At 61.7% G+C, this 25,545-nt stretch carries 22 protein-coding genes, 1 tRNA gene, 1 pseudogene and 1 other annotated feature; of the genes and pseudogenes, 10 read left to right on the forward strand and 14 right to left on the reverse strand.

Annotated features, from left to right (window positions below; all coding sequences use genetic code 11):
* Positions 1-62 precede the first annotated feature (62 nt).
* From GO014_RS17915 to aptA, 3 genes are all read right to left on the reverse strand, one after another.
* On the reverse strand, positions 63-1,313 hold the full coding sequence (locus GO014_RS17915) for a Zn-dependent hydrolase (protein ID WP_157291677.1): 1,251 nt from the start codon (positions 1,311-1,313) through the stop codon (positions 63-65).
* A gap of 161 nt (positions 1,314-1,474) precedes the next feature.
* Positions 1,475-2,971 carry a CoA-acylating methylmalonate-semialdehyde dehydrogenase gene (locus GO014_RS17920; RefSeq protein ID WP_157291678.1) on the reverse strand — a complete coding sequence of 499 codons (1,497 nt, stop codon included), beginning with the start codon at positions 2,969-2,971 and terminating at the stop codon, positions 1,475-1,477.
* Positions 2,972-3,037: 66 nt separating this feature from the next.
* A complete protein-coding gene (gene aptA / locus GO014_RS17925) occupies positions 3,038-4,318 on the reverse strand; it encodes an omega-aminotransferase AptA (RefSeq protein WP_157291698.1) in 1,281 nt (426 codons plus the stop codon).
* A gap of 172 nt (positions 4,319-4,490) precedes the next feature.
* On the opposite strand from aptA, the gene GO014_RS17930 reads away from it, so the two are divergent.
* Complete coding sequence (locus GO014_RS17930; RefSeq protein WP_157291679.1) at positions 4,491-5,228, forward strand: TetR family transcriptional regulator C-terminal domain-containing protein; 738 nt, start codon at positions 4,491-4,493, stop codon at positions 5,226-5,228.
* 15 nt (positions 5,229-5,243) lie between these two features.
* Here GO014_RS17930 and GO014_RS19585 read toward each other — a convergent pair whose 3' ends face one another.
* Positions 5,244-6,320, reverse strand: a complete 1,077-nt coding sequence (locus GO014_RS19585) for a diguanylate cyclase domain-containing protein (protein WP_157291680.1) — start codon at positions 6,318-6,320, stop codon at positions 5,244-5,246.
* A 68-nt stretch (positions 6,321-6,388) separates the two neighbouring features.
* Positions 6,389-6,778 (reverse strand): VOC family protein, encoded by a 390-nt coding sequence (locus GO014_RS17940; RefSeq protein ID WP_157291681.1) that lies wholly within the window; start codon positions 6,776-6,778, stop codon positions 6,389-6,391.
* Between the two features lie 123 nt (positions 6,779-6,901).
* Here GO014_RS17940 and GO014_RS17945 point away from each other — a divergent pair, with 123 nt between their 5' ends.
* Positions 6,902-8,692 (forward strand): hypothetical protein, encoded by a 1,791-nt coding sequence (locus GO014_RS17945; protein ID WP_157291682.1) that lies wholly within the window; start codon positions 6,902-6,904, stop codon positions 8,690-8,692.
* 78 nt (positions 8,693-8,770) lie between these two features.
* Here the strand turns inward: GO014_RS17945 and msrA are convergent, their stop codons facing one another.
* Both msrA and GO014_RS17955 read right to left on the reverse strand, forming a co-directional pair.
* Positions 8,771-9,427, reverse strand: coding sequence for a peptide-methionine (S)-S-oxide reductase MsrA (gene msrA / locus GO014_RS17950; RefSeq protein ID WP_157291683.1), 657 nt, complete (start codon positions 9,425-9,427; stop codon positions 8,771-8,773).
* Positions 9,428-9,482: 55 nt separating this feature from the next.
* Positions 9,483-9,806 carry a hypothetical protein gene (locus GO014_RS17955; RefSeq protein WP_157291684.1) on the reverse strand — a complete coding sequence of 108 codons (324 nt, stop codon included), beginning with the start codon at positions 9,804-9,806 and terminating at the stop codon, positions 9,483-9,485.
* 268 nt (positions 9,807-10,074) lie between these two features.
* Between GO014_RS17955 and GO014_RS17960 the strand changes: the two genes are divergently transcribed.
* A tRNA-Ser gene (locus GO014_RS17960) sits at positions 10,075-10,164 on the forward strand.
* 380 nt (positions 10,165-10,544) lie between these two features.
* Here GO014_RS17960 and GO014_RS17965 read toward each other — a convergent pair.
* The 6 genes and pseudogenes from GO014_RS17965 to GO014_RS17990 all read right to left on the reverse strand — a co-directional run bounded on the left by GO014_RS17965 (position 10,545) and on the right by GO014_RS17990 (position 17,576).
* Positions 10,545-11,507 (reverse strand): diguanylate cyclase, encoded by a 963-nt coding sequence (locus tag GO014_RS17965; protein WP_157291685.1) that lies wholly within the window; start codon positions 11,505-11,507, stop codon positions 10,545-10,547.
* A gap of 260 nt (positions 11,508-11,767) precedes the next feature.
* Positions 11,768-13,039: an MFS transporter gene (locus GO014_RS17970; RefSeq protein ID WP_210252481.1), complete on the reverse strand. Its 1,272-nt coding sequence runs from the start codon at positions 13,037-13,039 to the stop codon at positions 11,768-11,770.
* 163 nt (positions 13,040-13,202) lie between these two features.
* Positions 13,203-13,505: pseudogene (locus tag GO014_RS17975) on the reverse strand (TraR/DksA family transcriptional regulator); the annotation flags it as partial.
* A gap of 88 nt (positions 13,506-13,593) precedes the next feature.
* Positions 13,594-14,448 carry a universal stress protein gene (locus GO014_RS17980; RefSeq protein WP_157291688.1) on the reverse strand — a complete coding sequence of 285 codons (855 nt, stop codon included), beginning with the start codon at positions 14,446-14,448 and terminating at the stop codon, positions 13,594-13,596.
* A gap of 15 nt (positions 14,449-14,463) precedes the next feature.
* Positions 14,464-15,951, reverse strand: a complete 1,488-nt coding sequence (locus tag GO014_RS17985) for a SulP family inorganic anion transporter (protein WP_207785202.1) — start codon at positions 15,949-15,951, stop codon at positions 14,464-14,466.
* A gap of 230 nt (positions 15,952-16,181) precedes the next feature.
* Positions 16,182-16,234: a sequence feature (sul1 is cis-regulatory element that is thought to sense ions involved in sulfur or methionine metabolism; They are found in Alphaproteobacteria), on the reverse strand.
* Positions 16,235-16,379: 145 nt separating this feature from the next.
* Positions 16,380-17,576, reverse strand: a complete 1,197-nt coding sequence (locus tag GO014_RS17990; RefSeq protein ID WP_157291689.1) for an O-antigen ligase family protein — start codon at positions 17,574-17,576, stop codon at positions 16,380-16,382.
* 340 nt (positions 17,577-17,916) lie between these two features.
* On the opposite strand from GO014_RS17990, the gene GO014_RS17995 reads away from it, so the two are divergent.
* The 7 genes from GO014_RS17995 to GO014_RS18025 all read left to right on the forward strand — a co-directional run bounded on the left by GO014_RS17995 (position 17,917) and on the right by GO014_RS18025 (position 24,447).
* The gene (locus GO014_RS17995; RefSeq protein WP_157291690.1) at positions 17,917-19,242 is read left to right on the forward strand and encodes a TIGR03808 family TAT-translocated repetitive protein; all 1,326 of its coding nucleotides are present in this window, start codon (positions 17,917-17,919) and stop codon (positions 19,240-19,242) included.
* A gap of 159 nt (positions 19,243-19,401) precedes the next feature.
* On the forward strand, positions 19,402-19,869 hold the full coding sequence (locus GO014_RS18000) for a DUF3237 domain-containing protein (RefSeq protein ID WP_343031009.1): 468 nt from the start codon (positions 19,402-19,404) through the stop codon (positions 19,867-19,869).
* A gap of 83 nt (positions 19,870-19,952) precedes the next feature.
* Entirely contained in the window at positions 19,953-21,251 is a 1,299-nt protein-coding gene (locus GO014_RS18005; protein WP_157291691.1) for a flavin-dependent oxidoreductase, read from the forward strand.
* 108 nt (positions 21,252-21,359) lie between these two features.
* Positions 21,360-21,731: a GntR family transcriptional regulator gene (locus GO014_RS18010; RefSeq protein WP_157291692.1), complete on the forward strand. Its 372-nt coding sequence runs from the start codon at positions 21,360-21,362 to the stop codon at positions 21,729-21,731.
* Complete coding sequence (locus GO014_RS18015; RefSeq protein WP_157291693.1) at positions 21,728-22,627, forward strand: ABC transporter ATP-binding protein; 900 nt, start codon at positions 21,728-21,730, stop codon at positions 22,625-22,627. Before GO014_RS18010 ends, GO014_RS18015 begins: the two co-directional genes overlap by 4 nt.
* Positions 22,624-23,514: a hypothetical protein gene (locus GO014_RS18020; protein WP_157291694.1), complete on the forward strand. Its 891-nt coding sequence runs from the start codon at positions 22,624-22,626 to the stop codon at positions 23,512-23,514. Before GO014_RS18015 ends, GO014_RS18020 begins: the two co-directional genes overlap by 4 nt.
* A 123-nt stretch (positions 23,515-23,637) precedes the next feature.
* Positions 23,638-24,447, forward strand: coding sequence for a glycosyltransferase family 32 protein (locus GO014_RS18025; RefSeq protein ID WP_157291695.1), 810 nt, complete (start codon positions 23,638-23,640; stop codon positions 24,445-24,447).
* On the opposite strand, the gene GO014_RS18030 is transcribed toward GO014_RS18025, so the two are convergent.
* Positions 24,444-25,316 carry a glycosyltransferase family 8 protein gene (locus GO014_RS18030; protein ID WP_157291696.1) on the reverse strand — a complete coding sequence of 291 codons (873 nt, stop codon included), beginning with the start codon at positions 25,314-25,316 and terminating at the stop codon, positions 24,444-24,446. The two genes, GO014_RS18025 and GO014_RS18030, sit on opposite strands and share 4 nt — an antisense overlap.
* Positions 25,317-25,545 lie beyond the last annotated feature (229 nt).

Below are 25,545 nucleotides of genomic sequence, written 5' to 3' on the forward strand. Positions count from 1 at the left end.
TTGGTGTCACATCCTGCCTGCGCCTTCTCCTGAGCGCCGTGGCGAGTGTCAAATTCCTGAAACTACTCCACGATCCCCGCTGTCTCGACCACGGCGTGGAAGAGCACGTCGGCACCTGCGGTCGCCCATTCCTTGGAGATGTCCTCGGCCTCGTTGTGGCTGAGGCCATCGACGCAGGGGCACATGACCATGGCGGTGGGGTAGAGACGGTTGATCCAGCAGGCGTCGTGCCCGGCGCCCGAGACGATGTTGCGGTGGCTGTAGCCGAGCCGGTCGGCGGCGTCGCGGACGGCCTTGACGCAGTTTTCATCGAACGTCACCGGATCGAAATGGCCGGTCGGCTCGATTGACAACCCGAGGCCCAGCTCCTCGGCGATTTTTGCCGCCTCGGCCTCGATCTGCTCGCGCATCGAGGTGAGCTTGTCCAGTTCTGGCGAGCGAATGTCGATGGTGAACACCGCCTTGCCCGGAATGACATTGCGCGAATTGGGATAGACATTGGCCTGCCCGACGGCGCCCACGGCATTGGGCTGATGCGCCATGGCAATGCGGTGCACCGCCTCGGTCACTCGGGCCATGCCGAGGCCGGCATTGACGCGCATGTTCATTGGGGTTGAGCCGGTATGGGCGTCCTTGCCGGTCAGCGTGACTTCGAGCCACCAGAGGCCCTGGCCGTGGGTGACGACGCCGATATCCTTGCCCTCGGCCTCAAGAATCGGCCCCTGCTCGATATGCAGCTCGAAAAAGGCGTGCATCTTGCGCGCGCCCACCTGTTCTTCACCCCGCCAGCCGATGCGTTCGAGCTCATCACCAAAGCGCAGGCCCTTGGCGTCGGTGCGGTCATAGGCCCAATCGAGTTCATGCATGCCGGCAAACACCCCCGAGGCCAGCATAGCCGGGGCAAAACGGGTGCCCTCTTCATTGGTCCAATTGGTCACGACGATGGGATGGCGGGTCTTGATGCCCAGATCGTTGAGCGAGCGGATGACTTCGAGCCCGCCCAGCACGCCGAGCACCCCATCATATTTGCCGCCGGTGGGCTGGGTATCGAGATGGCTGCCGACATAAACCGGCAGGGCATCGGGATCGGTGCCTTCGCGGCGGGCAAACATGGTGCCCATCTGGTCGACGCCAAGGGTGAGCCCCGCCTCTTCGCACCATTTTGCGAAGAGTTCGCGCCCTTCCTTGTCAGCGTCGGTCAGGGTCTGGCGGTTATTTCCGCCAGCAACGCCTGGGCCGATTTTCGCCATCTCCATCAGGCTCTCCCAGAGCCGGTCGCCATTGATCCGAAGGTTTTCGCCGGGAGATGTCATGATGCTTACTCGTCGTTCAGGTGATCAAAACAAATGACCCCGCCGTCGCGCTGAGGCGGACGGCAGGGCCGGGAGGATAGTGTATCGGCGCCATATTCTCCCTCCGCGCCGGAGAGAGAGCGGGTGGTCAGCGATTTGACTGTGACGCTGACCATCAGATCCTACTTCACGCTCGGGAAGCTGAATTCGGCGCCGCCCTTGATGCCGGCGGGCCAGCGGGTTGTGACGGTTTTCAGCCTTGTGTAGAAATGCACGCCTTCGGGGCCGTAAATGGAATGGTCGCCGAACAGGCTCCGCTTCCAGCCGCCGAAGGAATGGTAGGCAACCGGCACCGGGATGGGCACGTTGATGCCGACCATGCCCACTTCAATCTTGTCAGCAAATGCACGGGCGGCATCCCCGTCGCGGGTGAAAATGGCCGTGCCATTGGCATATTCATGGCCGTGGATCAGATCGACCGCGTCCTGAAAACTGTCGCGGCGGACAACCGAGAGCACGGGGCCAAAGATTTCTTCCTTATAGATCTTCATGTCCGGCTCGACATTGTCGAACAAGGTGCCGCCGACATAGTAGCCTTCTTCATAGCCCTGCAGCTTGAAGCCACGGCCATCAACGACCAGCTTGGCGCCCTCTTCGACACCACTGTCGATATAGCCCAGGATCTTGTCGCGGTGCATCTTGGTGACCACCGGACCCATTTCGGCGTCCTTGTCGGTGGCCGGACCGATCTTCAAGCTCTCGACGCGGGGCTTCAGCTTGGCAACAAGTGCGTCGGCAGTTTCCTTGCCCACGGGTACGGCCACGGAGATGGCCATGCAGCGCTCGCCGGCCGAGCCATAGCCGGCGCCCATCAGCGCGTCGGCAGCCTGGTCGAGATCGGCGTCGGGCATGATGACCATGTGGTTCTTGGCCCCGCCCAGCGCCTGCATGCGCTTACCGGCCTTTGTGCCGCGCTGATAGACATATTCGGCAATCGGGGTGGAGCCGACAAAGGACACGGCCTTGATGTCGGGATGGTCGAGAATGCCGTCGACCATTTCCTTGTCGCCATGCACGACATTGAGAATGCCTTCGGGAAGTCCGGCTTCCATGAAGAGATTCCAGGCCAGCATGGAAGCGGACGGGTCGCGCTCGGAGGGCTTGAGGATAAAGGCATTGCCGCAGGCGATTGCGGCCGGATACATCCACATCGGCACCATGGCCGGGAAGTTGAAGGGGGTGATGCCGGCCACGACACCCAAGGGCTGGCGGTCCGAATAGCTGTCGATGCTGGGCCCGACATTCCGGGAGAACTCGCCCTTGAGCAGTTGCGGGATACCGCAGGCGAAATCGACGCAGTCGATGCCGCGCGCCACTTCGCCCAGCGCATCGTCATGCACCTTGCCGTGTTCGCGCGAAATCTCGCGGGCGATGTCGTGGGCATGCTGATCGAGCAGCGCCTTGAACTTGAACATGACGCGGGCGCGCTTCATGGGCGGGGTATTGCCCCAGGCCACCTGCGCCTTGACCGCGTTTTCGACCGCCGCGTTCAACTCGCTCATGGTCGAGAGCGGCAATTCGGCGCTCTGCTCGCCCGTGGCGGGGTTGTACACCGGGACGCGGCGGGTGGATGACGAGACATAGCGCTTGCCGGCGACGGCGTTTTCGATGACGTGCATCAGGGTTTCCCCTCCAGATTGGGAACGTTCATTCTATATTCCTTTGTATAGAATATTTGTTCCATTCTATTCAAGCGTCTTGAGGATGCCCGACAGGGTCGAGACGATTTCGTCGATCTGGCTTTCCGAGATGATCAGCGGCGGGGACAGCGCGATGATGTCGCCGGTAGTGCGCACGAGCAAGCCCTGTTCATAGGCCTTGAGGAAGGCTGAGAAGGCACGCTTGGTGGGCGAACCGGCAATGGGTTCAAGCTCAATGGCGCCGACCAGGCCGATATTGCGGATATCGATGACGTGCGGCAGGCCCTTGAGAGAGTGCAACGCATCCTCCCAGGTCTTGGCCAGCGCCGCGCCGCGCGTCAGCAGTCCTTCTTCCTTATAGGTGTCGAGCGTGGCCAACGCCGCGGCCGAGGCGACCGGATTGCCCGAATAGGTGTAGCCGTGGAAGAACTCGATGAGATGTTCAGGACCTTGCATGAAGGTGTCGTGGATCTCGGCCGAGACCATGACCGCGCCCATGGGAATGACACCATTGGTCAGACCCTTGGCGGTGACCATGATGTCGGGCGTGACGCCGAAGTAATCGGCACCGAAGGGGGTGCCGAGGCGCCCATAGCCGGTGATGACCTCGTCAAAGATCAGCAGAATGCCGTGTTTCCTGGTGATCTCGCGCAGGCGTTTGAGATAGCCGGGGGGCGGAATCAGCACGCCGGTCGAGCCGGCCACCGGCTCGACGATGACTGCCGCAATGGTGGAGGCATCGTGCAGGGTGACGATGCGTTCGAGCTCGTCGGCGAGATCGGCGCCATGCTCGGGCAGGCCACGCGAGAAAGCGTTTTCGGCGAGGTTATGGGTGTGGGGCATATGGTCGACGCCAGTGAGAAGCGTGCCGAACATCTTGCGATTGGTGACGATGCCGCCGACCGAAATGCCGCCAAAATTGACCCCGTGATAGGCGCGTTCGCGGCCGATCAGCCGGGTGCGGCTGCCCTCGCCTTTGACGCGATGATAGGCCAGCGCAACCTTGAGCGCGGTTTCCACCGATTCCGAACCGGAGTTGGTGAACAGCACATGGTCGAGGCCATCGGGGGCCAGATCGACCAGGCGATTGGCCAGTTCGAACGCCTTGGGATGGCCCATCTGGAAGGCAGGGGCATAATCGAGCTCGCCAGCCTGCCGGGCGATAGCCTCGACGATTTTTGGGCGCGCGTGACCGGCATTGACGCACCACAAGCCGGCCGTGCCATCGAGCACCTGGCGCCCATCGGAGGTGGTGTAGTGCATGTCCCTGGCGGCCACGAACATGCGTGGCGCCTTCTTGAACTGCCGGTTTGCCGTAAAGGGCATCCAGAACGCGCTGAGGTCGTTTGGCGCAACATTGGACGAAGTGGACACGAACGCTCGCTCCCGTTGAATTTGGCCTGGCCTCGTTTTGGGTCTTGACGCGGCGGTCCGAACCCCGGAAATTTTGACCAGTTGGAAAAATGTTAGCATCCCTACACATTCCCGCAAGGCGAAAATGTCCGGAAAAAAACTGAAAGCCGTCGAGCACCCTCCGGTCACCGCCAGGCGGCAGCACAAGGCCGATGCCAAAGCGGCCGCGACCCATCCGCCACCACGGCAGCGACCGCTGACCCGCATCCAGAAGGAAAAGCAGGACATCATTCTCGAGGCGGCGCTGGAAGTGTTTTCGGTGCACGGCTTCCGCGGCTCGACCATCGACCAGATCGCGGAAGTGGCCGGAATGAGCAAGCCGAACCTGCTCTACTATTTTCCGCGCAAGGAAGAGATTCACCGTCGGCTGATCGCCGCGCTGCTCGACACCTGGCTGGCGCCGCTGCGCGATTTTGACCAGAACGGCGACCCGTTCACCGAAATCCGCTCCTACATACGGCGCAAGCTGGAGATGGCGCGGGACTTTCCGCGCGAAAGCCGGCTGTTCGCCAATGAAATGCTGCAGGGCGCACCGCGCATCAGCGAGATGATCGAAATCGACCTCAAGGCCTTGGTGGATGAAAAGGCCAAGATTTTGTTGACCTGGATGGAGCAGGGACGGCTGGCCCGTACCGATCCCTATCATTTGATCTTTTCGATCTGGGCGACCACGCAGCATTATGCCGATTTCGACGTGCAGGTACGGGCCGTGTTGGGCAAGGGACGCAATGGCGAAGGGCGCTTCGAGGATGCGGCGCGCTATCTGGAGCAACTGTTCATGCACGGCCTGTCGCCCAAGCCGCGGATGAACGGGTCAGCCTAGACCGGCGGCACTGTCTCAGGCGCTTTGCGCCAATTGCTCAGAACTGGAACTGTTGCCGACCAGACCGTCGCGCGGCTCGGGCAGAACCTCACCGGCAAAGCAGAACGCGCCGGCATCGTCGCGCTTGGCTTCGTAGAGCGCCCTGTCGGCCTGCCTGAGCAGCGTAGTGGGCGCCTGCCCAAGGCCATTCTGCACGATGCCCAGGCTCACACCCACGCTGATTTTCCGGCCCACCGAGTCTAGCGGCTCGCCAATGGCCGCAATGCAATCACGCGCCAGGTGAATGAGATCGGTGCGGTGGTTGCGATGCACGATGGCAACGAATTCGTCGCCGCCGATCCTGGCCAGGACCTCGCCTGGCAACAATTGGGCAGCCAGTCTCTGAGCCACCTCGATCAGCGCGAGGTCCCCGGCGTGATGCCCGAACAGGTCATTGACCGGCTTGAACCGGTCGAGATCGAAAGCCAACACCGAGAAAGCCCACTCGCCATCGGCGAGCCGGGACAGCTCGCCTTCAAGCGCCAGACGATTGGGCAGGCCGGTCAGATGATCACGCAGCGCCTGGCGTTGCGCTGCAATGCGTTGATGTTCAATACGCCGCACATGACCCAGCATGGCGAACAGGCAGGCCAGCACGCCACCGATCAGCATCAACATCAGCGGCACGCGCAAGGGAGCGTAGGTGTTGAACAGATAGAGACCGGGACGCTCGGCGGTCCAGGTCAGGAAGTGACCGCCATAGGGGCCTGAGAGCAGCGGAATGGATTGCTGATATTCACCCGAAGCGGCGGCGGGCGATAGCGCAAGATTGCGCAGGCCGGCCACCTCACCCAAGCGTTCAATGGCGGGTTCCACCTGATCTTCCGGAAGGGCCACCAGTGTATCGGCGACCCGCGCGGCCCGCGCGCGCTCCTTGGCCATGGAGATGCTGTCGGTCGTCTGCATGACATGCAGGGTGGAGCCGATGAGCACCGCCCCGGCCAGCAGGGCGCCCACAAACGCGGCAAACACCAGCCGCCGGATAGGCGCCAGTGCCTTGGCCGGGTCGGAATCCGGCAAAGTCGAGAACTTGTTAATTTTCGCGTCCACCACGCAGACATTGCATCCAGACCCATCCTGACCCGGCAATGGTTGGCAAGGGGTTAGCGCGACATGTCTTTTTACATGCTCATGGTCTCCGGCTGCACCAGCGCCATCAGGGCCAGCGGCCGCTCTTCTGGGTCGGCAAAGAACGCCAGCCATTCCTCTGCCCCGTCGGCATGCCGGTGCACAGCATGCGGCGGCTGGAGGAATGCTACGCCTTTTGCCACCAGATCGGCATGGGTCGCCTTGATATCGGCGACACGAAAATAGAGGATCGATTCAGGTCCGGCATGCTCGCTTCCCTGCAAATAGAGCCTGGTGCCACCAGCATCGAAAAAGGCCATGCCTTCGGCCTCGATAAGGAGCGCCAGGCCGAGCACGTCGCGATACCAGGCCTTGGCCGCGTCAATGTCTTTCACGGTGCGGGCGATCTGGCCGATGGGGCCCAGAAGTGTCCTCTGGGACATGTCACGCTCCTCGGTTTCTGCCACATTATAGTTCAGCCTGGCATTTGCGCCGCAACCGGCCCTGCACACGCCCTTAACGCGTGCCGGGTCATGCTCGGCGCCAGGACGCAGAGAGAATTGATCATGGCAGAGCCGAGCGCAATCACACTGGGCCGCAAGGACTGGCTGTGGCTTGTGGGAATCTGGGTGCTGGTCGCCGCCACCCTGTTGTGGCGCGGCGTCAACAGCGGCGCCGGTGTGCCGCTATTTCTCGATACTGATGACGCCATGCGCATGGTGGTGGTGCGCGACTTTCTTGAGGGACAAGGCTGGTACGATCTGGTGCAGCATCGGCTCAACACGCCGTTCGGCGCAGAAGTCCACTGGTCGCGGCTGGTCGATCTACCGCTGGCTGGCCTGCTCTGGCTGGCGCGCCAATTCACCGAGTTCAGACAAGCCGAGTGGGTGGCCGGCATGGTCTGGCCGCTCTTGCTGCTTGGCGTGCTGCTCTGGCTCTGCGCCCGCGCGACGCTGGAGCTGGTGGGGCGGCCCGGATTGTTGCCCGGACTGGTTCTGCCGATCCTAAGCCCGGCCATTCTCGCCGAATTTTCGCCCGGCCGGGTCGACCACCACAATGTGATCATCGTTCTGACCATGGCCACGCTGCTCGCAAGCCTCGTGGCGCTGCGCAGGCCCGGTGCTGCCTGGATCGCCGGATTGTGTGCGGCGCTGGCGCTGTCGATCGCCCTTGAAGCGGTGCCGGTCATGCTGGCCGCAGTGCTGGCCTTTGGCCTGGGCTATGTCGCCGACCCGGCCCGCGCCGGCAATCTGATGCGGTTTGGCTTGGGTCTTAGCGGCGGGATGGCGGGGCTTCTGATGCTGGCCCGGCCGCCCGGCCGCTGGCTGGAGGCGGCCTGCGACATGATCTCGCCGGTTTATGTTCTGGCCACTGTCCTGGCCGGGCTCGCCCTTGTGCTGGTGGCGCGCCTGCCTGCGCCGCGCCAGGCCTGGCAGCGGCTGATGCTGCTGGCCGGACTCGGGCTTGCCGCAGGCGCTGCTGTCGTCCTTGCCTATCCACAGTGCCTGGGCGGCCCTTATGCAGCGCTCGATCCCTGGCTGCAGGACAACTGGATCGGCGCCATTATCGAAGCCAAGCCCTGGCATGCCTCGCTGCCCGAATTGCCGGCCTATGCCATCACCGTGGGTGCACCGGTTTTTCTGGGGCTGGTCGCAGCCGTCCTGGCCTTTCGCTCGACACCAGAAAAGCGGCTGGGCTGGCTGACACTGCTGGTGTTTCTGGTGCTCACAATGGTGGTCATGCTGGGGCAGATCCGGGGGGCGCGGCTGGCCATTCTGCCCACCATCCCGGCCGCAGCCTGGCTGATCGCGGCGACGCGGCAACGCTATCTGGCCCGCCGCCAACTGCTGCCTGGCCTGTCGTTTGCCGGTGCCTGGCTGGTGTGCTCCGGGATAATCCTCAGTATCGTGGTGTCCAGCGTAGTCAATGTCCTGCCCGATGGACGGGCCCAACTGGTCAGCGCGACCCGCGCCAGCAAATTGCCCTGCCTTGCCGGTGACGCCTTTGCCGATCTGCGCGGCCTGCCGCCGGAACGGGTCATGACGCCGATTGATCTGGGCGCGCATCTGCTGCTCGAAACGCCGCATGGCGTGGTGGCAGCGCCCTATCATCGCAATGAAGCGGGCGTCCTGGACACTTTCCGCTTCTTCAATCAGCCGGTAGGCGAAGCTCGGCAGATTGCCCGGACGCGCGGGCTGGGATTGCTGGTCACCTGCCCCGCCATGCCGGAAATGCAGGGCACCGGCCTTGGTGAGGCCAACACCGTCTTGAGCCTGCTGGCCGCCGGCACGCCGCCGGACTGGCTGGAGGACGTCTCCGTTGGCGGGCCGCTCAAAATCTATGCGATCCTACCGTAGCGCATGCTAAAAAAAAAAAAAAAAAGTCGTCCCGGCAAGCCGGGACGCCTCTTGCCACGTCGTGATCGCGGCAGCGCGCTATTCGGCGGCCACGCCGGTGCCGATGGGGCAGCTCACCCCGGTGCCTGCCAGGCCGCAATAGCCATTGGGGTTCTTGGCCAGATATTGCTGGTGATAGGTCTCGGCAAAATAGAAAGGCCCGGCCGGGGCGATTTCGGTGGTGATCTTTCCCAGCCCACGGGCGTCGAGCGCCCGCTGATAGGCGGTGCGGCTGTTCTCGACGAGCGCGGCCTGTTCGGGCGTGGTCGTGTAGATCGCCGAGCGATATTGGGTGCCCACATCATTACCCTGACGCATGCCCTGGGTCGGATCATGTTCTTCCCAGAAGCTCTTGAGCAGGGTGTCGAGGCTGATCACGGCCGGGTCATAGACCACCTTGACCGCCTCGGTATGGCCGGTGCGGCCCGAGCACACCTCTTCATAGCTCGGATTGGGCGTATGTCCGCCCTGGTAGCCCACGGCGGTGACATGGACGCCGGGCAGTTTCCAGAACAGGCGCTCGGCGCCCCAGAAGCAGCCCAGGCCAAAATAGATGGTTTCAGCCCCGGCCGGATAAGGCCCCTTGAGCGCCTGGCCATTGACGAAATGGTCTGGCGCGACAGGCATCACCTCGTCGCGGCCCGGGAGAGCCTCGGCAGGTGTGGGGATCGTGGTCGGCATTTGACGGAAGAACATCAGTTGCTCCTTTTAGCCCTCTATACAGTGACGAGCGCAAAACGGTTACGCCGGCTCATATCTGTTCCTGACGCAGGAAGCGCTCGCGACGCGGCCGGCGGCCGGCCAGCGCGATGACAATACCGGGCAGGCCGAGAACGGCAAAGGCCGGATAGGTCAGAAGCGCCTGCATGGCCGCATCGAGCAGATCGGCAAAAAAGCGGCTTTCGAAAAACCCGCTGACTGCCGCAAGACTTGGTGGGTGAAGCTGGGTCCAGGCGCCACCCAGGCTGGTGAAGACAAGCGCATTGGCCGCCAATGACTTGGTGCCATCAACCACAAGAAGAACCAGCGCCAGGCCAATCAGCCAGGTGCCCAATATTCTCAAGACAAGCCGCATCTACATTCCCTGTGCCTGACTTGATCAAGTCGAAACGGCCCCGGTTCGTTCCGCTGCCGGGCACAAACGCCTTGTGCCATGCAGAAGGACCCGCCACAAGCTGCCGGTTTCTTGGTTGATGTGGTTATCCGGGCCGTCAAAAACAATCGGGGACGCGCCAAAGTGATCCCTTGCGCCGCAAACGATGATGAGTATATTGCGCCTCGCTTGCAGCGGCCCTCAGGGGACCCGCGATCCCGGCCTTTCCAGACCGGGCATGAAGCGATGCGGAGAGGTGGCCGAGTGGTCGAAGGCGCACGCCTGGAAAGTGTGTAGGCGGGGAACCGTCTCAAGGGTTCGAATCCCTTTCTCTCCGCCATTTCTAAGTCATTGAAATTGCTAGAGCCGAATTCGAATCGAAAGTCGGATTCTTGCACAGCATCCTGTCACGCCGATAGGATGTTTGGTTCTCGCATAAGTCTGTCGAATCTTTGTGACGTTGCCCCCACCTTCTATCCAGCGTGATTTAGGCTCGAGCGGTTGTACTGGCCGATTTGGCCTGGGTGAGCAATTCTTTGGTGTTGATGGTCCACAGTGACACAACCTGCCTTGCGAACTGACATTGGAAGACTGGACGGAGGACATAGGATCGGAAGCCGCCTGACGATAACGCGCCCCTAATCAGTGGTTGTCTCGTTTGGGCATCCGCCCCTTACCCGCCGGTCGGCTCTTGGGTCGCTGGGGCAGGGCTAAGGGTCTTCAAGCTGCCACTCGGTTTCGTCCTGAGTTCTTGGCCTCATAGAGGGCGACATCGGCGCGGTGGATCAGATCGGACGGACTGGAGTCGGATGACACCAATGTAGCGGCGCCGAAACTGGCCGTAATGCCGACCTCCCCGGTGTCCGTCTGCAGACGGATGGCCGCGATGGCCGCTCGCATGCGTTCTGCGACGGCTAGCGCACCACTGAGTTCTGCACCAGGCAAGGACACGCAGAATTCCTCACCGCCCAATCTGCCGAGGCTATCACCGCGCCGGAGCTGGTCGTTGATGGCCTTGGCAATCGCCACCAGAGCTTCATCGCCAACGGCGTGACCAAACTGGTCATTCAGACTCTTGAAGTTGTCCGCGTCGATCATCAGGCATGAGAGGGGCGATCCTTTTTGGGCAGCCAGGACCATATCGCGCGCGGCGGTTGCCATAAAAGAAGAGCGACGCATTGCCCCGGTCAATCCGTCGAGTGACGCTAGCAGCCGCAGTTCGAATTGCTCCATGGTGAGGTTGGCGAGATCTGCGAGCAGCTTCAACTGGTGGGGTTCGATATCCCGTGGACTGGAATCGATGGCGCAAAGGGCGCCAAGTGGGGTGCCGTCCGCAGCGCGAAGCGGGACGCCTGCGTAAAACCGGATACCAGGGTGGCCGGTGACGAGCGGGTTATCAACGAAGCGCCGGTCCGCCGAAGCATCTTTGATCACCATCGGCCCATGTCCTGTCATCGTATGGGCACAGAAAGACTGACTACGCGGTGTCTCCTCAATGCCCAATCCCTGTTCAGACTTGAACCACTGTCGGTCACGATCAACGAGCGTGATCGCGGCAATGGGAACATCGAGCAGAGCGGATACAAGACGCGTGATACGATCAAAGGCATCGTCCTTTGGCGTATCGAGAAGATTGTATTGATGGAGCTTTCTCAGTCGTAATTCTTCGTCTTCGCGGCTCACGGTTCTCGCCCCCTCGATTGTGCAATGCGAGACATGTGTGCCTCTCGCACTGGGTATGACAGTTAGCCGAAGAGTCTAAATTTTTGGCTATGGTTCACCCGTGTGTTGATTGTCGCCAGGTTCTGCTGGACGGACTGCACCTGTGCACAATCCGCCGCGATACCTTGATCGAGACTCGCGCGTTCGTCGCGGATAGGAGCCGCGAACCGCGGGCCATTCAGCTATCCACATTGGACACTGCTTCTTGACCTGGACATCCTTCAATCGATGGTCGCCACCCGGCGGGACATGGCCGCCTGCAGGCCCAGATAGAGCATCGAGCCGAGCACGCAATAGGCTGCGTAACCGAAGGTCTGGACCGTAATGGGGGCACCTGTGTCAATCAGGTAGCCGGCAATGCCAGGCCCGAGTGCGGACGCCGCGACCAGGGCCGCCGTCACCAGCGAGCGTACGGCACCGATATGCGCCGTGCCGTAGATTTCGGCCCACAAGGCGCCGACCACTGGGTTGGTCATCCCCTGCGTCAGCCCGATGCAGACAAAGGCGACCGGCATGGACCATATTGGCGCAAAAGTGCCCAGGATCAGGCTTGCGACGGCCAGGGGCAAGAGCACGAAAGGCATCAGCCGCCAGGCACCGAACCGGTCGACGAGGAAGCCGGCAAAGATCGAGGATACTGCCACGGACAGCGACAGGAAGGGAAACATGGCGGTAAAGACCGTCAGGTCCCAGCCCTTTACCTCAGTCAGGTGTGCCTGGTGGAAGATATAGAGCGTCCCGATCGCCGGGGGCGCCATAATTCCGGGCAGCAGGAAATAGAACAGGGGATCGCGCAGCACGCGCGACCGGGTCCATTGCAGCCCTGTCGGCTCCAGCATGCCCCCGCCGTCGGGATTGGGGATGACCGGGCGCCCTTTGCGGCCCTCGGGCGGATCGCGCAACAGGAACCAGATGGCTGGCACAACAAGCCCCATCAACACGGCCGCCGCACCGGCCCAGACATTGCGCCATCCAAAGGTCAGGATCGAAACGGTCAGGACAAAGGGGAGAACTGCGTCACCCAGGGTAAAGCCCAATCCGGCAAAGGACAGGGCCCGGCCCCGGAAGCGGTTGAACCAGCGGGACATGGTGGTCATGGCGACGTGGCTCAACATGCCCTGGCCGAAGAAGCGCAACATCGCCAGCGCCAGCACCAGAATGGCAACATGGCCCGCCCCAGCCATGATCAAGGCCGTGGCGGCAAGGCCGAGCATGCAGATGATGGCGAGACGCCGGGCGGGAAACTTGTCGGCCAGTATCCCCGCAAAGACCAGTACGCTGGCACTGGCAAGCGTGGCCAGAGTGTAGAAACCGCCGAACTGGCCATGTGACAGCCCGAATTCGGTTCGCAGCGCCGTGTTGAACTGGGCGATGAAATTTGTCTGACCAGGCATTGTGGCCAGTGTCATCATGGCGCCACCGGCAATCCACTGCCATTGGCGGCCCGTCAACTCGGAGAGAGGCGGAGACTTTGGCGGGGCAAGAACGGACACGGTGGGACTTTCACGGCAGAGCGCCGGCATGACCGGATGGATATGAAAATTCGGCCGAGAGTTCGGCCCGAGGCGGGTTGGATCAGCCTATCACCGACTGGTGGGGCTACCCAGCATTCCTTTGCGCACAGGCAATGCAGAGTGTGGCGGCCGGGTCGATGTCGAGACGCTTGATAGCAATGGGTTCGCCGCAATCCAGGCATTCACCGAATTCGCCGGCTTCCAGGCGCCGCAGCGCCATTTCCAGCGCGACCTTCCTGGCCTGGCGCCGCTGACCGGAGGCCTGCGCCAGCGCCTGTCCTTGCATGGCGTCCATGCGAGACAGGCGGCCGACACTCTGCTGGTCGAGCTCAACGGGCGCCCGATCGGATGCGGTGCCGGCGGCCAGGCGCTGCAGTTCCGCGAGTTCGTTGCGGATAAGAGCCTCGAAACGCGGCGCATCTTTCTGCTCGAACTGACTGGGCATGCGGTCCCCCTGGCGACGGAGCGGCTTTGGCACCGAGCTTAGCGTGGCGGCCGCCGAACACAAAATGAACGGCGGCCGGCCGGTCCTGTCAGCGGAACAGCATTACAGGGCGCTTCACCGAGCGGACCATTTCGGCAGTGGTGCTGCCGATGATGAAGCTGCGGATGCGCGAATGCCCATAGGCGCCCATCACCAGCAGGTCGATATGGTCGGCCTCGGCATGGCTGGCGATGATTTTTTCCGGCTCGCCTTCCTCGATATGCGTATGGATGGTGTAGCCGGCGCTGCGCAGCACATTGGCAGCGGTCTCGAGCTTGCCGCGGCTTTCCGGGGCATCCTTGCCAACCGTCACCATGTGGCCCTCAAGGCCCGGGAACAGCTTCCCGGTGGCGATGTGGTTGATCGCTTTCATCACGCTCGGGCCGCCATCGAAGGCGACAAGGAAGCGCTTGACCGGCTGGAAGGCGCGCGACGCGACCAGTACTGGCCTGGTGCTGGTCCGCACCACGCGTTCAAGGTTCGATCCCAGATGCAGCTTGGCAAAATCGGCCGCTTCGCCGCGCTTGCCGATCAGGATCAGGTCGGCGTCCTTTTCGAGCTCCTGGACGGCCTCAACCACGTCGCCATTGCGCAACTTGCCGACGGCGCTCTCGACACCTGCCTCAAGCAGACGGCTGACGCCGGCATCGACGATCAGCCGCCCGCGCTGCTGGGCCAGCTTGGCGCGCTGGGCATCGTGTTCGGCCAATTCGTTGAGCAGGCTCGTGCGGGCGCCCAGTTCCAGGCTACCCGATAGATCGGCCGGTGTGCTCGCTAGGTCGCGGCGGCCGATGACGTGCACGACGTCCACACTGGCGCCAATGGTGGTGGCCACCCAGGCGGCGTGATCGAGCACGCTCTGGGCATAGGTCGAGCCGTCGATGAAGGCGATGAGTTTTGCCATGTGGTCGTTCTCCTCCTAGTGCCCCATGAGGCGTTCGAGCGCCCCGGGCTTATCGTGAATGCCCAGCCTGTCGACAATGGTCTCGCTGGCCTCGTTCATGCCCACCAGATTGACCTCGGCCCCCTCGCGGCGGAATTTGAGGACGATCATGTCGAGCGCCTGCACGCTGGAGATGTCCCAGATATGGGCGTGGGTGACATCGATAGTGACCTTTTCCAGGCTTTCCTTGAAGTCGAAAGCGGCGTTGAAATCCTCGACCGAAGCGAAAAACACTTGCCCCTCGACCGTATAGGTCCGCTCGCGGCCGTCGGCTGACAGGTCCGAAGTGATGCGGAAGATCTGCGAAATCTTCCAGGCAAAGAAGATGCCCGAGAGCAGGACGCCGATCAGCACGCCAATGGCCAGATTGTGGGTGTAAATCACCGTCACCACGGTGGCGATCATCACGATCGAGGAGCTACGCGGATGGATGGCCAGGTTCTTGATCGAGCTCCAGGAGAAGGTGCCGATCGAGACCATGATCATGATGGCCACCAATGCGGGCATGGGAATCTGGCTGACCAGATCGCCCAGCACCAGGATCAGGAACAGCAGAAAAATCCCGGCACAAAAGGTCGAAAGCCGTCCGCGGCCGCCCGATTTCACATTGATGATCGACTGGCCGATCATGGCGCAGCCGGCCATGCCGCCAATAAAGCCGGTGGCGGTATTGGCGATGCCCTGGCCGATGCATTCCTGGTTGCGGTCGCTCCTGGTGTCGGTCAGCTCATCCACGATCTGTGCCGTCATCAGGGATTCGAGCAGGCCCACCACGGCCACTGCGGCCGAATAGGGCAGAATGATCATCAGGGTTTCTAAATTGAGCGGGATCTGCGGGATCAGGAACACCGGCAGAGTATCGGGCAGCGCGCCCATGTCGCCTACGGTGCGGACATCGAGGCCGAGCGCCAGCGACAAGGCGGTCAACACGACGATGCAGACCAGCGGCGAGGGGATGACTTTGGTGATGCGCGGGAAGAGATAGATGATGGCAAGGCCGCCAGCGACCATCACATAGGTCAGCCAGGTGACATTGGTCAGCTCGGGAAGCTGGGCCATGAAGATGAGAATGGCCAAAGCGTTGACGAAGCCGGTCATCACCGATTTCGAAACGAAGCGCATAACATAGCCGAGCTTGAGAAAGCCCGCGCCAATCTGCAGCAAACCAGCCAGCACTGTCGCGGCCAGCAGGTATTCAAGGCCGTGATCCCTGACCAGGGTGACCATGAGTACGGCCGTTGCCGCCGTTGCCGCCGAGATCATGCCGGGGCGGCCGCCGACAAAGGCGATCAGAACGGCGATCGAGAAGGAGGCGTAGAGGCCGACCTTGGGGTCGACGCCCGCGATAATGGAAAAGGCAATGGCTTCGGGAATCAGCGCGAGGGCAACGACAAGTCCGGCGAGAATGTCGGCGCGGATATTGCCGAACCATTCGGCGCGCATGCGGGGAAGAAAATCTTGCATCTGGGGTCCATCTGTGGAGTGCCGCTGTCAGAAGGCTTCTGGCGGCTGTCGCGACACAGGGATGTCCTGAAGGAAGAATGGTCGGCGGCGGCAATGCCCGTTGCGGGCCCTACGAAACGCGGTCGTCTGCGCGTGAAATGACATGGAAATCAAAGACCATGCCCGAGGCAGTCTGACCGGCAGCCGAACGCTTCAGGCGCTCCGTTGCATCGATGTTCATACGATCTGGTAGGTGACCGGGGGATAGGCGCCCGGAGAAGCCACCCGCAGGCGCGGGTCCGACGACGTTATGTGAATGCCCTAGATGGGGCGGGCGCGCAAGGCATATCAGGCATGCGTTCAATGCATGCCTCGAAGACCAGCAGCAGCGCCCGCTGTGCCAGAAAACGGGTCCCTTGCCTGTCATCCTGCGCTGAGGGGGGTGAAGCTCAGAGGAGCATTTGCGCGCGTGGTGCGGTTCGCCTTGGGTCCATCTGAATCGCTGCAGAGACACCCCAGATCAGCCCCACGAGCAGGAACCAATGCCGCCAATGGTCCGTGTCGATAATCGCGGAGAGCAAGACCAGCACCGAAAACGTGGCGACTAGCGGTATCATCATCAGTCGGTACGGGGAGGCGCGCAGCAGCCCCTTGACCCCCCGCCAAAGGGTCAGCGCGACGAGCAGGAAGTAAAGCCCGCCACCACCCCAGCCATAATTGAGCAGGACCGATACATAGACATTGTGGGGCTCCTCCATGATCTTCAAGGTCCGGAACTCGAATGGTCCGAGTCCGAACGGGTTTTCCAGCGCCAGTCCGAAGGCGTAGCCCTGCCGGCCGAAGCGGCCCGTTTCCCCCATATCGTAGCTCTGCCCCTGCGCCCGAACTGCGAACAGTTCGGCAACCTCCGGAATACTGAGAAGACCAAGAATGCCCACCACCATAGCGATGGCACCAATGACCGTCATGACTATGATCTGCAGTTTTTCCTGGATACGAGCTTCCAGGCAGAAACACAGGATCAGCACGATCAGCGAAGACGCCAGCAAATGGCCCCAGGCGCCACGGGAGAAGCTGAGAAACACGCCCACCGTCAGAACAGCATAAACCAGAGCGCCGAGAACCTGCTCACGCCTGGTGCCAAGCAACACCCGCTGCAGGGCAAACATGGCCGGCAGGATCAAGAACGGTCCAAACACATTGGGGTCCTTGAACGTTGCTTTCGCTCGCCCATAGAGGGTGAAAAGTTCGGCGCCGGGGATCAAGCCCAGATAGGCAAGCGTTCCAATGATCGCGCAACACAAGGCCGCAATTGTATAGGCCTGCATAATCAGCCGCATGCGCCTGTCGGTCGCTTCTGCCACGTAGTTGGCGAGAAAATAGCTGGTCAGCAGCAGGAAAACGGTGACAGCCGAGAAGACCATCGCATTGACCAGGGTCGAGTTCCCGACCTGAAACACTGCGATCAGCGCAAAGGGGACGAACCCCACGATGATGGCGAGCAGGCCTGTGCTTGAACGGTACAGGTCGATATTTGCCAGCACGGCCAATACCAGAACGGCAAGGAAAGCGAGTTCGTAGGGCGAGGGCTCAATAAGGACAAAGCCTCCGCAGAAAATCCAGAAACCCACCGACCATGCGAGCATTCTCGAGGCGCGTGCGCGCATGACGTGCAGCCCTATCGGCGCCATATCTGATGCGAACTTGTCGGTCAGTGCCCTGGTCTCCTCATTCACAGCAAAGCTGACGCCGGTTGGCTGTTCAGGTTCTTGAACCCAAATGATCCTGTAGCGCACGCGCGGTGTGCATCAAGCCTTGATCGCCAACTCGTCCCTATCCGGGCCGCACAAATGCTAGAGGCGGACACGATCGAACACTAAGGAAATCGCTGCGGGGGGTAAAGTAGCAGTTGACCGTGCCTGGGTCCCCTCTGCATCATCGCACTGGCGACGCCAAATCCCTCATTTCCCTTGCCAAGAGACCGCAATGACAAACCGCCGGCAGCTTCTCACAGCAATGGGATCCGCAGTCCTGTCCATGAGCGTCTTCCAACGCGCCGTTGCTCAACAATTTGTCGAAGGAACTGAGTTCGGACTGGAGGCAACGGACACTGGCGACCAATCCGGCAAGTTTCAGATGGCGGTGGATGCCGCCGCCGCGCTGCAGCAGCCACTTCATCTAGCGGCAGGCACTTATCAGATCAGCAACATCGCGGTTTCGAGACCGATCACCATCCGGGGTACGCCGGGCACAACCCTGCGCATGGGGGCCGGGGACGCCATCCTTGTGCTCCGCGATTGCAGTGACGTCGTACTTGAAGGTCTGACTTTTGATGGCATTGACGCTTTGGGGCGTGACGGCGCACTGCTGAGCATCACCAATGCCCAGCGCATCACGGTGCAGAACTGCACCTTCTTGCGCGCCGCCGGGACCGGCATCAAAGCGCACAACATGCAAGGCAGGATCGAGAATTGCGCGTTGTCCGATATTGCCGATACGGCCATACATGCCAATGACAGTGCCGGCATCGACATTTTGGGCAACATCATTGCACGCTGCGGCAATGGCGGCATTCGCGTCTGGCGCAGTCAAAGTGGTCCGGATGGCGCACGCCTATCGGGCAATCGCATTTCGGACATTGACTGGGTCGGTGGCGGCAACGGTCAGAACGGCAATGGTATCAATGTCTTCCGTGCCGACAATGTCGGCATATCAGACAATCATATTGTCAATTGCGCCTTTTCCGCCATTCGGCTCAACGCCACGAAGAACACCCGGGTCATCGGGAATCATTGTCAGGACAGCGGCGAGGTCTCCATTTTTTCCGAGTTCGGGTTTTCCGGCTCCATCATCAGCGACAACCTGATCGATGGTGGGGCGGCTGGCATCTCGATGACCAATTTCAACGACGGTGGCCGGCTCGCGGTTTGCCAGGGCAATATCGTGCGCAACTTGCTGGAGCGCTCACCGAACAATCCAGACACGGTTCCATATGGAATTGGTGTCGAAGCTGATGCAGCCGTCACTGGCAATGTCATTGAAGGCGTCCCCGGGACGGGAATCGCCGTCGGGTGGGGACCATATCTGCGTGACGTGCTGGTGAACGACAACATGGTCAGAGAATGCACGATTGGTATCGCTGTCAGTGTGGCTCCTGGTGCGGGGCATGCCCGGATCAGCGATAATCTCGTCTCAGGCAGTGGTGAGCATGCCATTATTGCCGCCCAGTGGGATGAGATCGTCAGCCGGGACCTACCCGCCGATGCCAGTCAATTCCCCAATGTCGCCATCCAGGGGAACAGCGTCATCTAGTCAGGCGTGCCGGCGGCTGATGCACCCTCGCAGACCTGGCGCAACCAATCCGAGCGCCCCATTCCCTTATCCGTGTATCCGTGTCAGCGTCTTGGCATTGGCGTTCTAGCGTGACACATCTTGCGCCGCGATTTGCCATGCCGACCAAGGACAAGATACGTGCCCCTGTTGCCCGCGCCGACGCTCACGCATTTCTGTACGCTGGAGGTAACGCTGTCCAAGCCGATGGTGATCGGCGATGTGCACGTGGCCAGCAAGAGGGTCATTCCCATTCGCGGCGGCACGGTTTCGGGTCCGGACATCTCCGGCACCATTCTCGATTTCGGCGCAGACTGGCAGAGCGTGTTCGACAATGGGGTGGCTGCGCTCGATGCGCGCTATGCCTTCAAGACCGATGACGGGGCGCTGATCGAAATCGAGAATTTCGGCTTTCGCCACGGGCCGCCCGAAATTCTGGCCAAACTGGCTGCTGGCGAGGTCTGCCCGCCCGAGAGCTATTACATGCGCACCGCAGCGCGGCTGAGCACAGGCCATCCAAAATATGAGTGGATCAACCGGACCATGTTCGTGGGCACCGGCGCGCGTCTCGCCAGTGCGGTACAGATTGAGCTGTACGCCGTCGGCTGAACGCCGGGCATTGGACAAGCCCGGACTGATTGAATAAACACCTGGCAATGCGCCCGAAAAGGGCACGGCTGGGGGACAACCATATGACGCAGGATCGGGTGCTGATTGCAGGCGGCGGTATTGGCGGGCTGGCCCTGGCACTGACGCTGCATCAGATCGGCGTCCCGTTCACGGTCTATGAAGCGGTGCGCCAACTGGCGCCGCTCGGCGTCGGCATCAATATCCAGCCCAATGCGGTGCGCGAGCTGTTCGATCTCGGCCTCGGCCAGGACGACCTCGACAGCATCGGTGTCCCCTCACGCGAATGGGCCCTGCTCGGACGCAATGGCAATGAGATCTATTCGGAGCCGCGCGGGCGCGAGGCCGGGTATAACTGGCCGCAATATTCGGTGCATCGCGGGCAATTGCATATGTTGCTCTATCGCACACTGGTGGCGCGGGCCGGGGCGGATTGCTTAAAGCTTGGCCATGAGGTGACCGGCTATGCCCGGAACGGCGATGGGTCGGTGTTGGCGCAAATCCGCCGCGCCGACGGGGAAGTGACGCATGCTTCCGGCCGGCTGCTGATCGGCGCCGATGGCATTCATTCAAACGTGCGCGCCGCCATGCATCCCGACCAACCGCCCATTCATTGGGGCGGCGCAGTGATGTGGCGCGGCACCACGCTGGCCAAACCCATTCGCAGCGGCTCGTCCTTTGTCGGTCTGGGCAGCCATCGCCACCGCATCGTGTTCTATCCCATCGGACCGGCCGATCCCGAAACGGGCCTGGCCGTCACCAACTGGATCGCCGAGGTGACGCTGGACAATTCGGAAGGCTGGAAGAATGCCGGCTGGTTCCGCCGGGTCGAGATCGCCGAGTTTGCCCACCACTTCGCCGACTGGCGCTATGACTGGCTCGATGTGCCTGACATGCTGGCACGGGCCGACATTGCCTATGAGAACCCGATGATCGACCGCGATCCGGTTGCCACCTGGCAGGATGGCCCGGTGGCACTGATGGGCGATGCGGCACATGCCATGTATCCAACCGGCTCCAATGGGGCCAGCCAGGCCATTATCGATGCGCGTATCCTGGGCGCGATGATGCTGAGGCATGGGGTCAATGCCGGCGCGCTGGCAGCCTATGACGAAAAGCTCTGCGGCCCGATCTCGGAACTGATCCTGCGCAATCGTGGCGCCGGGCCGTTCGGCCTGCTCAACATGGTGGATGAACGCTGCGGCGGGGTGTTCGACGACATCGATGCTGTCATTCCTGCGCAGGAACGCGCCGAGTTCATGGCACGCTACAAGGCGGCGGCAGGTTTTGCCATTGAACAACTCAATACGGCCCCGCCGACCATCGCGTCCGGCGCGCGCGTGACCGAGGCCGTTCCAGCCTAAGTCTCTCTATTTTTTGATTTTTACTCTCCAGATCGGCCCAACCGACCAAACCTGTTGACTCCTATGCTTAGTGTGCTACATCTCTAGCACACTAGATAGGCAAGACACATGGATGATTTTCACGCCAGCCAGCCGATCTTCGTACAGATCCGGCAGCGGCTGATCGAGATGATCCTCCGGCAACAGGTAGCGGAGGGCGCCGCATTACCCTCCGTGCGCCAGATTGCCGGCGATCTTTCGGTCAATCCGCTGACGGTCACCAAGGCCTTCGAGGCCCTGGTCGATATCGGGGTGGTGGAGAAACGCAGGGGACTGGGCATGTTCGTTACCAGCGGCGCGCGCGCGCAATTGCTCGCTCATGAGCGCGAGAAATTTCTCAAGGAAGACTGGCCGCGCATTGCGGCGCAGATCAAGGCGCTCGATCTCGATCTCCAGGATCTGATCGGCACAGACACCAAGCGCGAAGGGCAGACCAAATGAGTGAGCTTTCCGTTTCCGCCGAACCCATCGTGTCCGCCCGCGGGCTGACCAAGTCCTTCGGCCGCAAGCAGATTTTGCACGGGCTCGATTTCGACATTCCGGCCGGCCGCATCTATGGGCTGGTGGGACACAATGGCGCGGGCAAGACCACAACGCTCAATGCCATGCTGGGCCTGACCAGCTACGAAGGCACCATCCGCGTGCTGGGCGAAGATCCATTCGCCCGCCGCGCCAAGCTGATGGAAAACGTCGCCTTCATTTCCGATGTGGCCAGCCTACCCCGCTTCCTCAGGGTCCGCGAGCTCTTCGCGCTGCTGACCAATATCCATCCCAATTTCTCGCCAGAAAAGGCGCGGCAATTCCTTGAGGGTACCGATATCCGGCCCGAAATGAAGATCCGCACGCTGTCCAAGGGCATGATCGCGCAGTTGCACCTGGCAGTGGTGATGGCAATTGACGCCAAGCTCCTGGTGCTCGACGAACCGACGCTCGGGCTCGACATCACTTATCGCAAGCGTTTCTACCGCCGGCTGCTCGAAGACTACATGACCGAGGAGCGCACCCTGATCATCACCACCCACCAGGTGGACGAGATCGAGTTCATGCTCTCCGACATCATGTTCATCCGCGATGGGGAAATGATCCTGCACATGCAGATGGAAACAGTCAGCGAGAAATTCACCCAGCTGGTGGCCGACAGCGCCGAGGCGCAGGCCCAAGCCCGCGCACACAGACCGGTCTATGAGGAAACGCGCTTCGGCCAGACCGTGTTCATCTTCGACGGCGCCGAACGCGAAAAACTCGAACCGCTGGGCCGCATCTCGACGCCTACCATTTCGGACCTCTTCGTGGCGTTGATGCAGCGGCCCACGGCCAATCCGGAGACCGCCCGATGAAGGCCTTCTTCGCCCTGATCCACCGCGAGTTCATCGAGCATCGCGGGGCCTTTTTCATCGCGCCGCTGGTGCTGGTGGGGGTGGTCTTTGCCCTGACCCTCTTGGCCTTCAGCGTCGACCGGCTCGATACGCGCTTTTCCGGTCAATTGCTGACCGTCGTGCCCAATTGGGTGTTCGAGGCAGGCTTTGCCGGTCTCTCGGCGGCCTGGCTGGCCTATCTGGGCTTTGTCCTGTTCTTTTACTGCGCCGACGGATTTGCCGCCGACAAGCGCAACAACGCCATGCTGTTCTGGAAGTCGATGCCGGTCACTGACTTCAAGGTCCTGCTCAGCAAGATTACCGCCGCGCTGACCATCCTGCCCGGCGCCGTCTTTGCGGTGGCGCTGGTCAGCATCATGCTGATGTTTGGCGTGGCCTACGTCACCACCATGATCGCGGGCCTGGGCAATGCCGGGCTGTTTGGCGCCATTGTTGGGATTTACGGCCAGATGGCGCTGGTGTTCCTGGTGCTGCTGATCTGCGGGCTGTTGTGGTACCTGCCCTATATGGCGCTGGTCGGCGCCCTGGGGAGCGTGGTGGGGCGATGGGCCATTCCACTGTCGCTGCTGCTGCCCACCGTGGTTTCAGCGCTGGAATGGGTGACCCTGGGAGGTCTTCACCCCTTTGCCACCCGCACCTGGGCCTATCTTGACTACCGTTCGCAATTGCCGGTGTCCACCGACCATCTCGACCGGGTTTTCGAGGGACAGGAGCCGTTCGATGCCACGCTGTTCGTGACGGACTTCCTGCAGAAATTCGACTGGCCGCAGGTCGGTATCGGCATCGGGTTTGCCCTCATCGTGCTCTATGTCGCCTCCGAATATCGCCGCCGGGCGGCTGCCAACTAAAGTCCGTCAACAAGGCGATCCCGTGCAAAAACCTTAGCCGCCGCGCTCCCGCAAAGGAGGCGGCGGTTTTCTCACGTGCGGCGCCATGCTAGATGCGCGCGACCCGAACGAGTTGAGCCGCGCATGACCCTGCCCCCGATCATCAGCTTCTGGCACGGCCCGCTGAGCTGGCTGGAGGTGTTGTGCATCTCCTCCTTTGTCCGGCAGGGCCATCAAGTGCTGGTGCATTCCTATGACGCCATAGAGAACCTGCCGGCCGGGGCCGAATGGCGCGACGCCGCCGATGTTCTCCCGCGCGAGAGGCTAGTGTTCTACAAGGGCAAGGGCACGCCGGGCGTGTTCTCGGACCATTTCCGCTATGCCGTGATGCGCGCCGGGCTCGGGGTCTATGCCGATCTCGACATCTATTGCGTGCGCCCAATCGAGGGGCCGCCCGACTATCTGTTCGCCTGGGAGCGGCCGGGATCGGTCAATGGCGCGGTGCTGCACATACCGGCGGACGCGCCGTTGCTGGCCGATCTGCTGGCCATTTTCGAGACCGAGAAACGCCCACTATTCGAGCCGCATCTGCCACCTCTGCGGCGCCTGGAAGTGGCGTTCCGCCGGCTGGTCGGGGACCGGGTTTCGCCCGAGCATATGCAATATGGCGCGACCGGCCCGATGGCGCTGACCCATTATGTCGCCCGGCACGGCCTGACCGAGAAGGTGCGGTCGGCGGCGACATTCTATCCTGTGCCTTATGAGGGCATTCCGGCTTTGATGCAGCCAGGATCGAGCCTTGATGAAGCCATCACGCCCGAGACTTTGGGTATCCATCTCTGGCGCAGCCAGCTCACCGATCGCGGCCGCGCCGGCCTTCCGCTGCCAGCCCAGGGCAGTGCCCTTGCCGCGCTTTGCGCCGCCGAAGGGCTCGATCCTGGCTTAGTGGCCTAACGCATCAGGCGCAGCTTTTTCAGCCACCAGCGTTTCCAGCGATGCCGGGCGAAGCGGTAGAACAGGGCATTGGTCATGGTGTGGCGGTACAGCCGAGCAAAGGCAACGCTGGGCCGCATGGTGGAGAGCAGATGCCAAGGGCTGTTGTCGCCGGTATAGTGGATAATTGCCGGGTTGAGGCTTTCATGGGCGGGCATGGAATCGATGGTGTTCCACCGCCAGGAGAGGCTCAGCCATTGACCCTTGAAGGTCAGGTTCAACAGATCCTGATCGTAATAAATGCGCTGCATGATCCCGGCCTGGTGCAGCTCTTCCATCTTCTCGATGATGCGCGCTTCGCGCCAGCGCCTGACATCGATCAGCATCACCCCGGAGTTGAAATAGTAGTCAGCAGGATCGAAGATATCACGGTTTTTGCGCATGTCCCGGCCACTGGTGATATGCGCCCCCGAGATGTCGCGCACCGCAGCGATGGCATTGCCTTCCAGATCCAGATCGAACAGCCGTTTCACATCGTCCCGGACCATGGTGTCGCAATCGAGATAAAGCACGCGGTCGACGCCGTTGCCCACCAGCCGGTCGATCAGCAGGCGGGCATAGACAATGCTGGGGAAGCGTTCGCTCTCGGGCATGCGCGCGGCAATGTCGGTGAACATGTCCATCTGGTCGAGCTCGTGCCAGACCAGGGTCACCGGAAACTCATCCCGGATCGCCTCGAGGTCGGCCTTGTGCTCCGGGGTGAGCGTTCGTTGGCAGAGGTGAAACACCAGTTCTTCGCGCTGCGGCGTGAACAGACATACCGAGCGCATGGTGGCAAAAGCCGGCGCCCAGAAATTGTCGTCAAAGGTCAGGGCGATATGCATGCTCATTGGTCGGTCCCGCTACGCTCAGTCATGCCCCCCCGGGCTGGATCGGCCCGCTTTTCCATTTCCGTGATCTCTCGTCAACCGGCGAGTGATCGGCGGCTGCAGGCTGGCCGCCGTTGTAGGCAGAGCCATAGGATGGCTCGTCACTACGTATAGTGTGGCTCAAACGGCTATTGCTTCCAACGCAAGTTCACACCTGCGTCTCCGGGCCTATGGGGCAATGGACACAAGA

The sequence above is a fragment of the Devosia marina genome (genome assembly GCF_009758415.1).
Taxonomy (GTDB): domain Bacteria; phylum Pseudomonadota; class Alphaproteobacteria; order Rhizobiales; family Devosiaceae; genus Devosia; species Devosia marina.

Bases quoted from the DNA above. Each gene is read 5' to 3' on its own strand.
- GO014_RS17920 (WP_157291678.1), bottom strand. From the start codon at position 2,971: ATGCACGTCATCGAAAACGCCGTCGCCGGCAAGCGCTATGTCTCGTCA.
- GO014_RS17985 (WP_207785202.1), bottom strand. From the start codon at position 15,951: ATGCAAGATTTTCTTCCCCGCATGCGCGCCGAATGGTTCGGCAATATC.
- aptA (WP_157291698.1), bottom strand. From the start codon at position 4,318: ATGCCCTTTACGGCAAACCGGCAGTTCAAGAAGGCGCCACGCATGTTC.
- GO014_RS17915 (WP_157291677.1), bottom strand. From the start codon at position 1,313: ATGACATCTCCCGGCGAAAACCTTCGGATCAATGGCGACCGGCTCTGG.
- GO014_RS18010 (WP_157291692.1), top strand. From the start codon at position 21,360: ATGGATGATTTTCACGCCAGCCAGCCGATCTTCGTACAGATCCGGCAG.
- msrA (WP_157291683.1), bottom strand. From the start codon at position 9,427: ATGTTCTTCCGTCAAATGCCGACCACGATCCCCACACCTGCCGAGGCT.
- GO014_RS17945 (WP_157291682.1), top strand. From the start codon at position 6,902: ATGGCAGAGCCGAGCGCAATCACACTGGGCCGCAAGGACTGGCTGTGG.
- GO014_RS18005 (WP_157291691.1), top strand. From the start codon at position 19,953: ATGACGCAGGATCGGGTGCTGATTGCAGGCGGCGGTATTGGCGGGCTG.
- GO014_RS18025 (WP_157291695.1), top strand. From the start codon at position 23,638: ATGACCCTGCCCCCGATCATCAGCTTCTGGCACGGCCCGCTGAGCTGG.
- GO014_RS17930 (WP_157291679.1), top strand. From the start codon at position 4,491: ATGTCCGGAAAAAAACTGAAAGCCGTCGAGCACCCTCCGGTCACCGCC.
- GO014_RS17980 (WP_157291688.1), bottom strand. From the start codon at position 14,448: ATGGCAAAACTCATCGCCTTCATCGACGGCTCGACCTATGCCCAGAGC.
- GO014_RS17940 (WP_157291681.1), bottom strand. From the start codon at position 6,778: ATGTCCCAGAGGACACTTCTGGGCCCCATCGGCCAGATCGCCCGCACC.
- GO014_RS18030 (WP_157291696.1), bottom strand. From the start codon at position 25,316: ATGAGCATGCATATCGCCCTGACCTTTGACGACAATTTCTGGGCGCCG.
- GO014_RS17955 (WP_157291684.1), bottom strand. From the start codon at position 9,806: ATGCGGCTTGTCTTGAGAATATTGGGCACCTGGCTGATTGGCCTGGCG.
- GO014_RS18020 (WP_157291694.1), top strand. From the start codon at position 22,624: ATGAAGGCCTTCTTCGCCCTGATCCACCGCGAGTTCATCGAGCATCGC.
- GO014_RS17990 (WP_157291689.1), bottom strand. From the start codon at position 17,576: ATGCTCGCATGGTCGGTGGGTTTCTGGATTTTCTGCGGAGGCTTTGTC.
- GO014_RS17995 (WP_157291690.1), top strand. From the start codon at position 17,917: ATGACAAACCGCCGGCAGCTTCTCACAGCAATGGGATCCGCAGTCCTG.
- GO014_RS18015 (WP_157291693.1), top strand. From the start codon at position 21,728: ATGAGTGAGCTTTCCGTTTCCGCCGAACCCATCGTGTCCGCCCGCGGG.